The sequence below is a fragment of the Lysobacter yananisis genome (assembly GCF_031199375.1).
GTDB classification, from domain to species: domain Bacteria; phylum Pseudomonadota; class Gammaproteobacteria; order Xanthomonadales; family Xanthomonadaceae; genus Lysobacter; species Lysobacter yananisis.
In genome coordinates, this window is the sequence record NZ_CP133568.1 from 5,601,885 (window position 1) to 5,614,921 (window position 13,037).

At 71.6% G+C, this 13,037-nt stretch carries 10 protein-coding genes; 2 read left to right on the forward strand and 8 right to left on the reverse strand.

Translation table 11 applies throughout. The features are described 5' to 3' along the window. Positions 1–530: 530 nt before the first annotated feature. The 8 genes from RDV84_RS22950 to efp form a co-directional block, all read right to left on the reverse strand. Positions 531–1,388 carry a hypothetical protein gene (locus RDV84_RS22950; RefSeq protein ID WP_250443423.1) on the reverse strand — a complete coding sequence of 286 codons (858 nt, stop codon included), beginning with the start codon at positions 1,386–1,388 and terminating at the stop codon, positions 531–533. Further along, the gene (locus RDV84_RS22955) at positions 1,385–3,256 is read right to left on the reverse strand and encodes a sensor domain-containing diguanylate cyclase (RefSeq protein ID WP_309151744.1); all 1,872 of its coding nucleotides are present in this window, start codon (positions 3,254–3,256) and stop codon (positions 1,385–1,387) included. The genes RDV84_RS22950 and RDV84_RS22955 overlap by 4 nt, the downstream gene beginning before the upstream one ends. A 452-nt stretch (positions 3,257–3,708) precedes the next feature. Beyond that, positions 3,709–4,644, reverse strand: coding sequence for a GTP cyclohydrolase FolE2 (gene folE2 / locus RDV84_RS22960; protein ID WP_057947071.1), 936 nt, complete (start codon positions 4,642–4,644; stop codon positions 3,709–3,711). Between the two features lie 89 nt (positions 4,645–4,733). Next, entirely contained in the window at positions 4,734–5,540 is an 807-nt protein-coding gene (locus RDV84_RS22965; RefSeq protein WP_309151745.1) for an isoprenoid biosynthesis enzyme family protein, read from the reverse strand. 8 nt (positions 5,541–5,548) lie between these two features. After that, positions 5,549–6,235, reverse strand: coding sequence for a phosphoglycolate phosphatase (locus RDV84_RS22970; protein ID WP_309151746.1), 687 nt, complete (start codon positions 6,233–6,235; stop codon positions 5,549–5,551). Then, positions 6,232–7,008, reverse strand: coding sequence for a bifunctional 2-polyprenyl-6-hydroxyphenol methylase/3-demethylubiquinol 3-O-methyltransferase UbiG (gene ubiG / locus RDV84_RS22975; RefSeq protein WP_250443435.1), 777 nt, complete (start codon positions 7,006–7,008; stop codon positions 6,232–6,234). The genes RDV84_RS22970 and ubiG overlap by 4 nt, the downstream gene beginning before the upstream one ends. A 164-nt stretch (positions 7,009–7,172) precedes the next feature. Then, a complete protein-coding gene (locus tag RDV84_RS22980; RefSeq protein WP_057947068.1) occupies positions 7,173–8,513 on the reverse strand; it encodes a TRZ/ATZ family hydrolase in 1,341 nt (446 codons plus the stop codon). A 403-nt stretch (positions 8,514–8,916) separates the two neighbouring features. Then, a complete protein-coding gene (efp, locus tag RDV84_RS22985; protein WP_057947067.1) occupies positions 8,917–9,483 on the reverse strand; it encodes an elongation factor P in 567 nt (188 codons plus the stop codon). A 252-nt stretch (positions 9,484–9,735) separates the two neighbouring features. On the opposite strand from efp, the gene epmB reads away from it, so the two are divergent. After that, the gene (gene epmB / locus RDV84_RS22990) at positions 9,736–10,767 is read left to right on the forward strand and encodes an EF-P beta-lysylation protein EpmB (protein WP_250443440.1); all 1,032 of its coding nucleotides are present in this window, start codon (positions 9,736–9,738) and stop codon (positions 10,765–10,767) included. 179 nt (positions 10,768–10,946) lie between these two features. Next, positions 10,947–13,037 (forward strand): EAL domain-containing response regulator, encoded by a 2,091-nt coding sequence (locus tag RDV84_RS22995; protein ID WP_057947065.1) that lies wholly within the window; start codon positions 10,947–10,949, stop codon positions 13,035–13,037.

Genomic DNA, 13,037 nt, shown 5'->3' on the forward strand with positions numbered 1-13,037 from the left:
CGCTCCTACAGGTAGATCGCCGGCATCGGGCTCGCCCTGTAGGAGCGGCGCGAGCCGCGACCGCGGGGTTACAGGTCGCTCCGAAAGTCCGAATGCGCTGCGGCGCGGTTCTAGCGGCTGCCGGAAGCAAGCGTCGACGTTGCATTGTCGTGGTCGCGGCTTGCCCCGCTCCTACAGGTAGATCGCCAGCATCGGGCTCGCCCTGTAGGAGCGGCGCGAGCCGCGACCGCGGGGTGGCAGGTCGCGCCGAAATTCCGGATGCGTGGCGGCGGTTCGAGCGGCTGCGACAGCATTCGTCGACGTTGCATTGTCGCAGTCGCGGCTTGCGCCGCTCCTACAGGTAGATCGCCGGCATCGGGCTCGCCCTGTAGGAGCGGCGCGAGCCGCGACCGCGGGGTTACAGGTCGCTCCGAAAGTCCGAATGCGCTGCGGCGCGGTTCTAGCGGCTACCGGCAGCACTGATCGACATTGCATTGGCGCGGTCGCAGCTTGCGCCGCTGCTACAGGGAACCAGCCAGGCGCCGCCAGCGTTACGCGGCAGGTTCGCGCAACGTCGCCAGCGGTTGCAGCGACGGCGACTGTTCCAGTTCGCGCAGGCGCACGCACTTGGGGTTGGGCTGGCGCGGGCCGGCGTGCGCGAGCAAGGCGTTGCCGCGCTCCATCAAGCCCAGGCGCTGGCGCGCCAGGGCCTGGGCGTGTTCGAGTTGCTCGGGGCCGGCGGCGAGACCGGCGGCGATGGCGCCGCCTGCGTCCATGCCCAAGGCTTCGCGCCGCGGCGCGCGCAGCCACGGCGCGACTTGCCGCCACAACGCCTCCCAGTCCAGTTCGGGAAACGCCAGCGCCGGCGGCGATGCGGCCGGCAGCAGCGGCGCCAGGCACGCGCGCGGTTGCGCCGGGTTTTCGGCCAGGCAGCGGTAGACGAATTCGCTCGCGCTCATCGCCCCGGCGTTGTCGCCGGCGGCGTGCAGCAGCGCTTCGCACAGCACCGCGCGCAGCGGGGCCGAGTCGGGCAACGCGCGGTCGCGCAGGGCCGCGGCGCGGCCGAGCGCGGCCAGCGGATCGCCGGCGAAGGCCGGGCTGCGCAGCGACAGGGCGTGGGCGAGCACGGCGATGCGGTCGGCGTCCTGCAACGGCCGCTGCGCCGCCAGCGGGCGCCGCGCCTGCGCTTCGATCAGCTCCGGGTCGGCCAGGCGCTCGGCCAGCGCGCGCTCGACCACCCCGCCGGGGCCGGTTTCGATCAGGTAGCCCGCGCGCCCGACCAGGGCGACGTGGTCGAAGCGGCTCTCGCCGAACCACGCGGTCAGCGCCGCCAGCGGGCCGCGCGCTCGCAGCAGCAGGACGTCGCCGGTCCGCAGCGGCACCGGTACGGCGCCGCCTTCGGGGGTCAAGAGACCACCTCGTGTTCGCTCTCGCTGCCGTGCGCGGTGACCCGGTCGCGGCCGGCGGACTTGCTCGCGTACAAGGCCGCGTCGGCGCGTTCGAGCAGTTGCTCGGGCGTCTCGCCCGGCTGCAGTTCGGCCACGCCCAGGCTCAGGCTCACCGGCAGCAGGCGGCCGTCGATCGACAGCGGGCTGCCGCTGACCGATTCGCGCAGGTGCTCGGCCACCCGCGCCGCGTCGCGCAGGTAGGTGTCGGCCAGCACCACCAGCACCTCGTCGCCGCCGTAGCGGCCGAACAGATCGTAGGCGCGCAAGCGGTTGCGCGTGCGCAGGGCGACGATGCGCAGGGTCTCGTCGCCGACCCGGTGACCGTGCTCGTCGTTGATGCGCTTGAAGTGGTCGATGTCGAAGAACACCACCGACAGCGGCCGCTGCGAGCGATGCGCGCTCTCCACCGCGCTGCGCAGGCTCTGCGAGATCGCCGCGCGGGTCATCGCCCCGGTCAGGCTGTCGTAGGTGGCCAGGCGGTTGGCGGTGTCGCGGTCGCGGCGCAACTGTTGCAGCTTCGAGGTCAGGCCCAGCAGCAGGCCCAGGCCGCCGAACGCGAGGCCGACCGGGAAGGTGTATTCGAGCCAGGCGAACTCCGGCCACCACTCGTGGTTGGCGCCGACCAGGATCACCAGCAACACCATCAGCGGCAGCCACGCCAGCAGCAGGAAATAGGCCTCGCGCTGGCGTCGCCACACCGCCACCACGGTCGCGTAGAGGATCAGCGCGAGCACCAGCAGCAGGTTGAGGTTGCCGTACAGCGCGCTGTACTTCCAGGTGCGGAACAGGCTCACCACGATCAGCGCGCCAAGCGAGTAGCTGCACCAGTCCAGCGCCCGGGTCACGCGCGGCTGGGTCGTGCGCAGGCCGAGGAAGAAGATCAGGAAGCGGATGCTCGCCAGCACCGCGGCCGTGGTCAGCACGATGTTGGTGCGGGTGTCCGGGGCTATGTCCTTGAGCCACGGCACCACCCGCATCTCGCCGCCGTCGGAGGTCAACGTCAGTATCTGCAGGATCAAGGTGAGCCCGAGGTAGGCGTAGCCGCGCTCGCGCAGGCCGATCCAGAACCCGAACGCCAGCACCGCGACCACGCCCATCGCGGTCAGCACCACGCTGCGCAGGCCGACGTGCATCATGTCCTCGCGCTGGACCTTGGCCAGCGGCTCGACCTCCACCTGCGACGACAGCACGTCGGCGGCGAGCATGCGCAGGTACAGCGCGTCGCCCTTGCGCAGCCCCTTCGGCAGCGGGAACACGATCATCCGGGTGGAGTGGTTGAGATCGATGTCGGGGCCGTAGATCGAGCGCCGCAGCGGCAGTTCGTCGCCGGGCCGCCACAGTTCGATCTCGCGCCGCGAGGGCCGGTCGATGGTGAGTTGCGGGGCGACCGCGGGGTCCACGTCCTGGTTGACCACGATCCGCCACCAGCGCGGCTCGCCCTTGCTGCCCCAGACCAGGTTGCCGGACACCGCCTCGAAACGGCCGTCGAACTCGCCGGCCAACACCCGCGCCGGCACCGGGTCGCCCTGGGCCAGCCGCGACAGGCTCAGCGACGGCGCGCGGTAGCCGGCGGGATCGAAGGCTTCGCGCGCGGCCTGCGCGGCGGAAGGCGGCGCGGCGGCGGCGGCCAGCGCCGCGGACAGCAGCGGCTTGGCGACGAGCGGTTCGGACGAAGGCGCGGGCACGGCCGCGCCGGCCGACGCAGCGGCCGCGGACATCGCGGCGACCGGAGGCAGGACGATGGACTGCGCCGACGCGATCGTCGCCACCGCCCACAACGCGAGCACGGCCATCCAGCCGCGCCAGCTACCACGCCAGGGTGTCCCCATGCCCCTTCCGGTCACCAGTCTGCTGTGCCGAGCATAGCCCAAGGGGGCTGCATTCCGGTGCAGGGGGCGATCACGGTTTCCACCTTGAAATTGTGCTGGCGCACACGCCTCCGCGCATTGCCGCGCCACGCGGCCGGCTTCGGCCGCGATCCTACACCGGCGCGCCCCGGTGCCGCCGCCGGCAAAAACGACAGTTGGCGGCGGCGATCGCGCGGCGATGGCGAGCGCGGCGCGGCCTTGTTCGGGGCGCCAAGGCCGCTTGATTCCAGGCCGCCGTTTTTCGCGCGCAGCCCGGTGCGGACCGGCGTTTCGCTATCCGGCGCTACAGTCGATACGGTTCGATGCCGGCGCTTCGATGCCGGCGCTGCGCACGCGGCATCGGCGCGCGCGGGCTCGAGGACGAAGCGGCCACGACGCAGTCGTCGCGGCCGCCGTCGATGCGTCCGGCGCGCTTACTCGCGCGCGCCGTGTCCGGTCACGCGCGCGACCGCGTCGTGCGCATGCAGGCTTTCGAAATGCGCTACTTCGGCGTCGAAGCGCTCGATCCGCGGATCCGCCGACAGCGCCGCAGCGACCCGGCGCGCGGCGTCTTCGCAGAACATCAGGTTCTCGGCGTTGAGGCGGGCGAAGGCCTGCTCGTCCTCGCGCTTGACCGCGGTCTGCACCGGCGTGGCGAGCGCGGCTTCCAGCGCGTCGATCAGCGCGGTCAGCGGCAGTTCGTCGAAGGCCGGGCGCAGCTCCACGCGCACGTCGGCGCGGCTGCGCTGGGCGTGCGGGGTCGCGGCCAGGCCGCGCTCGGAGGCCAGCCATTCGCCGACCACCGCGGTGGACAGCGGGTGGGCGGCGGCGAAATCGGCGACGAAGCGCTCGGCGTTGAGCTGGCGCGACAGCGCCGCCGAGGCCGGGCAAGTGCTGGAGTATTCGACCGCGAAGCGCAGCCCGAGCTGCAAGTGGCCGTCGACCAGCCGCGCGTCGATCTCGACCGGGTAGCGCTTCCAACCGGCGTTGGCGCTGGCCAGGGCCGGACGCAGCAGCAGCTGCTCGTAGCGCAGGACCAGGCGCGCGGCGCTGGAGATGCCGCCCTGCCCTTCGATCAGGCTCTGCAGCACCCGGCGCAGGCCGGCCGGGGTGACCGACTCGCTGGCGAAAGCGTTCTGCAGGTGCAGGTACATGCGCGACATGTGGATGCCGCGGGCGTTGGCGTCGCGCAGGTTGACCGCGACGTCGACCGAGGCCGGCACCTGGATGACGGCGCCGTCGGCGCCGGCGATGCGCAGCGGCAGGGCGATATGGGACATGCCGACCCAGTCCAGCGGACGCGCCGCGGCGGCGGCGTCGAAGGCGACATCGGGCAGGCTCGAACGAGTGGGTACGAAAGGAGTATTCACAACGCTGAAAGTGGGGGCGCGTGGGGGTTACGCAACCTCGCCATTCTACCGGGGGCGCCCCGGCCTGCCCCGGCCCCGCCCTGCAACGGTCAGTTGCGGGCGCCGCGCCAGGCCGCCAGCAGCGCGGTCCACGGCGACAGCGGCCGGGCCGCGTCGCCGCGCTGTAGGCGGGTGTGCGCCAGCGCGGTCCACAGCCGTCGCGGCACGGTCGCGCCGAAGCGCTCGGGCCACTGCGCCAGCAGTTCGCGGCTCCATTCCACCGCCGCGCCCTCGCCCGGCCGCGCCATCGCCCGCGCGACCACGCTCAGCGGCACCGCCGCGTCGCCCTGCAGCACCAGCCGGGCCTCCAGCAGCGAGGACTGGATCGCCGGCACCGCCGTCTCGGGCAGTTGCCCGGGCACCGGGTCGAACAAGGCCGCGTCGATCGCCGCGCAGGCCTGGGCCAGCGGCAGCAGGCCGTCGAAGGCCTCGCCGCGGTCGCCGGGGCGTTCGCGGCTGTCGCGCAGGCCCGGCAGGCTCGCGGCCAGCGCCGCCCACGGCGCGTCCTGGCGCTGCAGGGCCAAGCCGAGCGGATGCCGGCGCCGGCCCTGGCGCCAGCCTTGCAGTTCTTCCATCCACCAACCGAGCTTGGCCTCGCCGGGCAAGGCGTCGGTGCCGCCCCAGGCCGCGTCGGTCAGTTCCTGCTGCAGCGCCGCCCAGGCCACCGCGACCCCGCGCTGGGCGCGCGGCACGAAGACTTCGGCCACCGACCATTCCGGCCAGCGCGCGCGCCATTTGCCGGCGAAGTCCTGCAGCGCCTGCTCCTGATTGGGCTGGCCCTGGACGGGTTGGCCCGGGGCGGGCTGGCCCGGGGCGGGATGCTGGTGCGGCGGGTCCTCGGCGGCGGGCGCGTTCATGGCGGCCTTCATCGCGCCGCCGGCCAGGCGTCCGCCAAGGCCAGCGCGGCCGGATCGTCGACCAGGACGTCGCCCTGCCAGGCGATCGGATCGTCCATTTCCAGCCGGTAGCCCCACAGCGCCACCACCGAGGGCATGCCGGCGGCGCGCGCGGCGAGGATGTCGCGCTCGTCGTCGCCGACGTAGGCGCAGGCGCCCGGCTCGACGCCGATGCGCTGCGCGGCCACCGTCAGCGGCAGCGGGTCGGGCTTGCGCGCGGCCAGGGTGTCGCCGCCGATCAGCACCGCGCAACGGGTGTCCCAGCCCAGCAGCGGCATCAGCTTGCGCGCCAGGTATTCGGGCTTGTTGGTGACGATGCCCCACGGCCGGCCCGCGGCCTCCAGCGCCGCCAGCATCGCTTCCACGCCGGGGAACGGCGCCCCGTGCAGGCCGAGTTCGCGTTCGTAGGTGTCGAGGAACTCGGGCACCCAGGTTTCGCGTTCGCCCGCATCGACGTCGGCGAAGGCCGCGCCGAGCATCGCCCGCGCGCCCTTGGACACGTGCGGACGCAGCGCTTCCAGCGGCATCGGCCCGCGCCCGCGCGCGGCGCGCATCGCGTTGGCGGTGGCGAGCATGTCCGGCGCACTGTCGAGCAAGGTGCCGTCGAGGTCGAACAACGCCGCCTGCGGAAAGGCGGCCGCGGGCGTCGCACTCATGCCGCGGCGTCCTGGGCGTCGGCGGGCTTGAACGCGCAGACCAGGTAGTTCACGTCGGCGCGCGGGACGATCCGCGCGGCGTTGCGCCAGGGCTCGTACATCAGGCCGCTGACGTCCTCCAGCTGCAGGCCGGCCTCGCGCAGCCACCCGGCCAGTTCGGACGGCTTGATGAAGTCGCGGTACTGATGGGTGCCGCGCGGCACCAGCCGGGTCAGATACTCGGCGCCGACGATCGCCAGCGCGAACGCGGCCGGGGTGCGGTTCAAGGTCGACAGGAACAGGCGCCCGCCGGGCTTCAGCGCGGCGGCGCAGGCGCGCACGATCGCGCGCGGGTCGGGCACGTGTTCGAGCATTTCCATGCAGGTGATCAGGTCGAAGCGCGCCGGCATCTCCTGCGCCAGCGACTCCACCGATTGCAGCCGGTAATCGACGCCGACCCCGGTCTCCAGGCGGTGCAGCTTGGCGACCTTGATCAGTTCCGGCGCGAGGTCGATCGCGGTGACCTGGGCGCCGGACGCGGCCAGCGCCTCGCTCAGCAAGCCGCCGCCGCAACCGACGTCGAGCGCGAGCGCGTCGCGCAAGGGCGCACGCCGGGCCACGTAGTCCAACCGCACCGGGTTGAGCGCGTGCAGCGGCTTCTGCGGCCCCTGCGGGTCCCACCAGCGGTTGGCGAGGGCGCCGAACTTGTCCAGTTCGGCCTGGCTGAAGTTGTCGCGGCCGGGGGCGCCGTCGGCGCCGTTCTCGTGCGGTGCGTTGCTTGCTGCGCTGCTCATGCCTGCCTGCTCGTTCTGTCGCCGCGCGCGCGGTGCGCGCGGCCGGTGTGCCGTGTGCCTAGTGTGAAGCAGGTCCGCAGCCACCGGCGTGAACGCACTGCGTCGCAGCGCCGCAGGCCGTGCGGACCATCGCGGTTCGCGTCGCGGCTACCGCCCCGTCGCGCTCACCGCGCGATCGCGGCGATGCGCTCGCGCCACTGGCGCGCGTTGGCGACCAGCGCGGCGGCGTCCATGTCGACCAGCACGCGCTCGCGCAGCTTGGCCTTGCCGGCGATCCACACGTCGCCGACCTGGTGGCGGCCGGTCGCGTAGATCAGCTGCGAGACCACGTGGTGCACCGGCTGGGTCTCCAGCTGGCCCAGGTCGACGCAGACCAGGTCGGCCTGCTTGCCGACCTCGATCGAACCGATCTTGGCGTCGAAGCCCAGCGCCTTGGCCCCGCCGAGGGTGGCCGCGCGCAGCGCGCTGAACGCGTCCAGCGCCTTGGCGTCGTTGGCCACCGCCTTGGCCAGGATCGCCGCGGTGCGGGTCTCGCCGAACATGTCCAGATCGTTGTTGCTGGCGCAGCCGTCGGTGCCGATGGCGAGGTTGACCCCGGCGTGATGCAGCTTGCAGGCCGGACAGAAGCCCGAGGCCAGCTTGAGGTTGGATTCGGGGCAATGCACCACGCTGACGCCGCGCTGCGCGCACAGCTCGATCTCGGCGTCGGTGAGCTGGGTCATGTGCACCGCGATCAGGCGGTCGCTGACCAAGCCCAGCCGATCCAGGCGCGCCAAAGGACGCTGCCCGTACTGCTTGATCGAATCGGCGATCTCCTGCGCGGTCTCGTGGGTGTGCAGGTGGATCGGCAGATCCAACTGGTCGGCCAACATGCGGATGCGCTCGAAGTTCGCGTCGCTGACCGTGTACGGCGCATGCGGCGCGAACGCGGTCGCGACCAGCGCGTCGTCGCGCCACAGGTCGTGGACCTCGCCGGCGCGGTCGAAGTATTCGTCGGAGGTCTTGGCCCAGGCGGTCGGGAAATCGATCACCGGCAGGCCGACCCGGGCGCGGAAGCCGTGGCGCTTGTAGACCGCGGCCTGCACGTCGGGGAAGAAGTAGTTCTCGTTGGCGCAGGTGGTGCCGCCGCGCAGCATCTCGGCGATCGACAGGGCGATGCCGTCCTCGACGAACTGCGGCCCGATCACCGCCGCCTCGACCGGCCAGATGTGGCCTTGCAGCCATTCCATCAGCGGCAGGTCATCGGCGATGCCGCGCAGCAGGGTCATCGGATTGTGGGTGTGGGCGTTGACCAGGCCCGGGATCAGCGCCGACTCGGGCCGGCTGACGGTCTGCGCCGGCGCGTAGCGCTGGCGCGCCTGGGCGATCGGCAGCACGTCGGCGATGACGCCCTTGTCGACGATCACCGCATGATGCTCCAGCACCACCGCATGCGGCTCGACCGGCACCACCCAGCCCGCTTCGATGGACAGGTCGCAGGGAACGGGCTGGAGTTCGGAGGTCATCGGCGCTGCTCGCTGGTTTGGGCCGGTGTTCGGGCCGCATGGGGGACGCCGTCCCGTGGCCGGGCCGGCCGGGTGTTGCGAAAACGCGGCCACAGGTGCCGGCCGCGTTCGGGTGTCGCCTTGGGTGTCGCGGCTCGTCGCGCTGGCGCTGGCGCTGGCGCTGGCGCGGGAGCGGGTTGTGTGTGGATCGCGACGCTAGCCGCGCAGCTCCGCCGCACCACCTCGAAACCGCGCGACTCCAAAACCGTCATTCCGGCGAAAGCCGGAATCCATTTTGCCGTCGCTTTTCTTGCCTGGAAACGACAAAGGCAAAAACAACCGCAACAGCAAAATGGATCCTGGCTTTCGCCAGGATGACGCATCGGCAAAGCCGTGGCCGCCAAGGCGGCCACGGGCCGATGCGTCACTTCACCCGGCTGACGTACTCGCCCGAGCGGGTATCGACCTTGATCACTTCTTCCTGGCCGACGAACAGCGGCACGCGCACCACCGCGCCGGTTTCCAGGGTCGCCGGCTTGCCGCCGCCGCCGGAGGTGTCGCCGCGCACGCCCGGATCGGTCTCGACGATCTTGAGTTCGACGAAGTTCGGCGGCTGGACCGCGATCGGGGTGCCGTTCCACAGCGTCACCACGCACTCTTCCTCGCCCTTGAGCCACTTGTCGGCGCCGGCCATGCCGGCCTTGTCGGCCTGCACCTGCTCGAACGACTCCTGGTTCATGAAGTGCCAGTACTCGCCGTCGGAGTACAGGTACTGCATGTCGGTATCGACCACGTCGGCCTGCTCTACGCTGTCGGTCGCCTTCATGGTCATTTCGACCACGCGGCCGGACTTGATGCTGCGGTACTTGACGCGGGTGAACGCCTGGCCCTTGCCCGGCTTGACGTACTCGGTCTCGGTGATGATGCACGGATCGTTGTTGACCAGGATCTTCTGACCGTTCTTCACGTCGTTCATGCCAAGGGTGGCCATGGTGAAACTCCCTGCGAATTGATTTGTGTCGGTGAATGAGGTTCCGGCCGTCGCGGCGCGGGGCCGCGGACGTCCAGCCGCCGTCGTCGGCGCCGCTCCCGCGCCGGCCCCCGTCCGGGACCGGACGCGGCCCCGCGGCCGCCAGGCGGCGCGGGGAAGGCTAGAATGTCGGGCTGCGCCGGCCCCGTCCGCGGCGAAACCGCCGCTGCGGGACCCGGGCACCGCGATCGGAACCCTGAAGGCTAGCCCCGCATGATACCTGCTGCGCATCCCCTCTCGCACCCGGCCCCCGCCCAGGGCGCCGCCGCGCCGCCGCGCTGGCAGGCGCTGTGGCGCGACGCGGTGCGCGACCCGGGCGAGCTGCTGGGCCTGCTGGGGCTGGACCCGCGCGCGCTGGGCGTGTCCGCCCAGGCCGCGGCGCAGTTCCCGCTGCGGGTCCCGCGCGGCTTCGTCGCGCGCATGCGCCCCGGCGACCCGGCCGACCCGCTGCTGCGCCAGGTCCTGCCGTTGGACGAGGAAATGCGGCCGATGCCCGGTTTCGACCTGGACGCGGTCGGCGACGGCGCGGCCAAGGCCGGCCACGGGGTGATCCGCAAGTACCGCGGCCGCGCCCTGCTGATCGCCACCGGCAGCTGCGCGGTGAACTGCCGCTACTGCTTCCGCCGCCACTTCCCCTACGCCGAGGAGACCGCGGCCGCGGCCGGCTGGCGCGAGGCGGTGGCGGCGATCGCCGCCGATCCGGACATCGACGAGGTGATCCTGTCCGGCGGCGACCCCTGGTCGCTGGCCACGCCGAAGCTGGCCGAACTCACCGACGCCCTGCAAGCGGTGCCGCACCTCAAGCGCCTGCGCGTGCACACTCGCCTGCCGATCGTGCTGCCCGAACGCGTCGACGCGGCGCTGACGGCGTGGCTGGCGGCGCTGCCGTGGCCGGTCGCGGTGGTGCTGCACGCCAATCACGCCAACGAATTCGACGCGTCGGTAGACGCCGCCATGCGGCGCTTGCGCGACGCCGGCGCGACCTTGCTCAACCAAGCGGTGCTGCTGCGCGGCGTCAACGACAGCGTCGAGGCGCTGGCCGCGCTGAGCGAGCGCAGCCACCAGGCCGGCGTGCTGCCCTACTACCTGCACCAGCTCGACCGCGTGCAGGGCGCGGCCCACTTCGAAGTCGCCGACGAGGACGCGCGCGCGCTGCACCGGGCCCTGGCCGCGCGCCTGTCGGGGTATCTGGTGCCCAAGCTGGTGCGCGAAGTGGCAGGCGACCCGGGCAAGCGTCCGTTGTAAGGTTGTAATCTGGCTGGGGTTTGATGGGGAACGCCGCAGGTTGCGGCTTGGCGCGCGCGCAAAGTCGATCAGCTTCGCATCCGTGGCGTGTTCGAACCCTACAACAGGTCACAGATTCTCGTCCCCGCGTGGACGAGGCCGGCGCTTCGTGTCATAAAACCGGCCCACGGAGGTGGTGAATGCAATTCGGCAAAGACATGGTGCTGCGCTTGCTGATCGTCGACGACAGCGTGGAGGCGGCCGAAGCCATCGTCAGCGCGCTGCGCAACAGCGGCATCGCGGTGCGGCCCACGCGCCCGGAAAGCGAACAGGAGCTGGCCGCGCTGATCCTGCAGCACCCGCCGGATCTGGTCCTGGCCGCGCGCAACTCGCGCCACGTCTCGCTGGCCAAGCTGATGCAGGCGGTCGACGCCAGCGGCAAGGACTTGCCGGTGCTGGTGATGATGGAAGCCGTCGACGAGACCGCCCTGCTCGGGATCATGGAGATCGGCGCGCGCGGCATCGTCCTGCGCTCCAACATCGGCCACCTGCAGCACCGGGTGCGCTCGGAATGGGCCGACCTGGAAGCGCGCCGCTCGCTGCGCAAGCTCGAGGCCCAGGTGCGCGAGACCGAGCGCCGCTGCGACGCGCTGATCGACTCCTCGCGCGATCCCATCGCCTATATCCACGAAGGCATGCACATCCGCGCCAACGCGGCGTACCTGGAGATGTTCGGCTTCGAATCGTTCGAGGACATCGAGGGCATGTCCCTGCTCGACCTGGTCGCGCCCGGCCAGGTCGACGGCTTCAAGCAACTGCTCAAGCAGCTCAGCAAGGGCGAGCCGCCGCCGCCGAGCTACGAGACCCAGGCCCGCACCCTCGACGGCAACGCATTCCCGGCGGTGATGGAATTCACTCCGGCCACCTACGAGGGCGAGCACTGCCTGCAGGTGGTGCTGCGCCGGCAGGAGATCGACCCGGAACTGGCGCGCGAGGTCGAAGCGCTGCGCCAGCGCGACCAGGTCACCGGCCTGCTCAACCGCGCGACCTTCCTGCGCCAGCTCGAGGACGCGGTCGCCGACGCCGCCCACGGCGACGCCCACCACGGCCTGCTGCTGGTCGAGCCGGACCACTACAACCAACTGCTGCAGGAAATCGGCCTGGACCAGGCCGACCAGCTGATCGCCGCCTGCGGCCAGCGCCTGCGCGAGGCGATCGGCGCCGACGACGTCGCCGCGCGCTTCGGCGAGCACCAGTTCGCGGTGCTGACCCTGCGCAGCGACCACCAGCACACCTCCGACCTGGCCGAGCGGCTGCGCGCGGCGTTCTCCGAACGCGTGATCGAAGCCGGCCAGCTCGCCCTGAGCGCCACCGCCAGCATCGGCGGCGTGCAGATCGGCGAGAAGATCGCCAGCGTCACCGCGGTGCTGGGCAAGGCCAGCCAATGCCTGCAGTCGGCGGCCGACATCGGCGGCAACCGCAGCGAGTTGTTCGACCCCGGCGCGGCCGACCGCGCCGAGGAAGAGCGCATCGCCGCCTGGGTCGCGCGCATCCGCGACGCGCTCGACGCCGACCGCTTCGTCATGAACTACCAGCCGCTGATCAACCTGCACGGCGAGCCGATCGAGATGTACGAGGCCTACCTGCGCATGCAGAGCGCGGGTCCGGACGACGGCAGCGAGCTGGTCCAGCCGCTGTCGTTCCTGCAGATAGCCGAGGAACACGGCCTGCTGTGGGAGATCGACCGCTGGGTCGTCGGCAAGGCGATCCAGGTGATCGGCGAGCGCATGCGCCAGGGCAAGCGCACCACCTTGCTGGTCAAGATCACCCAGGCCTCGCTGCAGGACGAGAGCCTGCAGCAGCACATCGTCGAACAACTGGCTAAGCACGGCGCCGACGGCAAGCTGCTGGTGCTGCAGCTGCCCGAGTCGAAGGTGTTCACCAACCTGCGCGCGGCGCAGGAGTTCCAGTCGCGGGTCTATCACTACGGCGTGCGCGTGGGGCTGGAGCAGTTCGGTGCTGGGCTCAATTCGTTCCAGTTGCTCAACCATTTCGACGCGGCCTTCCTCAAGATCGACCGCGGCTACATGGAAGACCTGACCAGCCACCCCGACCATCAGCAGCGCGTGCGCGAGATCGCCGAGAAGGCGCGCGAACTGGGCCGGCAGACCATCGCCGAGTTCGTCCAGGACGCGGCCAGCATGAGCCTGCTGTTCGCGGCCGGGATCGACTACGCGCAGGGGCATTTCCTGGCGGCGGCGGGGCCGGAGATGGATTACGACTTCCAGTAA

Coding starts and splice junctions, on each gene's coding strand:
- RDV84_RS22955 (WP_309151744.1), bottom strand. CDS start 3,256: ATGGGGACACCCTGGCGTGGTAGCTGGCGCGGCTGGATGGCCGTGCTC.
- RDV84_RS22965 (WP_309151745.1), bottom strand. CDS start 5,540: ATGAACGCGCCCGCCGCCGAGGACCCGCCGCACCAGCATCCCGCCCCG.
- RDV84_RS22970 (WP_309151746.1), bottom strand. CDS start 6,235: ATGAGTGCGACGCCCGCGGCCGCCTTTCCGCAGGCGGCGTTGTTCGAC.
- ubiG (WP_250443435.1), bottom strand. CDS start 7,008: ATGAGCAGCGCAGCAAGCAACGCACCGCACGAGAACGGCGCCGACGGC.
- RDV84_RS22980 (WP_057947068.1), bottom strand. CDS start 8,513: ATGACCTCCGAACTCCAGCCCGTTCCCTGCGACCTGTCCATCGAAGCG.
- efp (WP_057947067.1), bottom strand. CDS start 9,483: ATGGCCACCCTTGGCATGAACGACGTGAAGAACGGTCAGAAGATCCTG.
- epmB (WP_250443440.1), top strand. CDS start 9,736: ATGATACCTGCTGCGCATCCCCTCTCGCACCCGGCCCCCGCCCAGGGC.
- RDV84_RS22995 (WP_057947065.1), top strand. CDS start 10,947: ATGCAATTCGGCAAAGACATGGTGCTGCGCTTGCTGATCGTCGACGAC.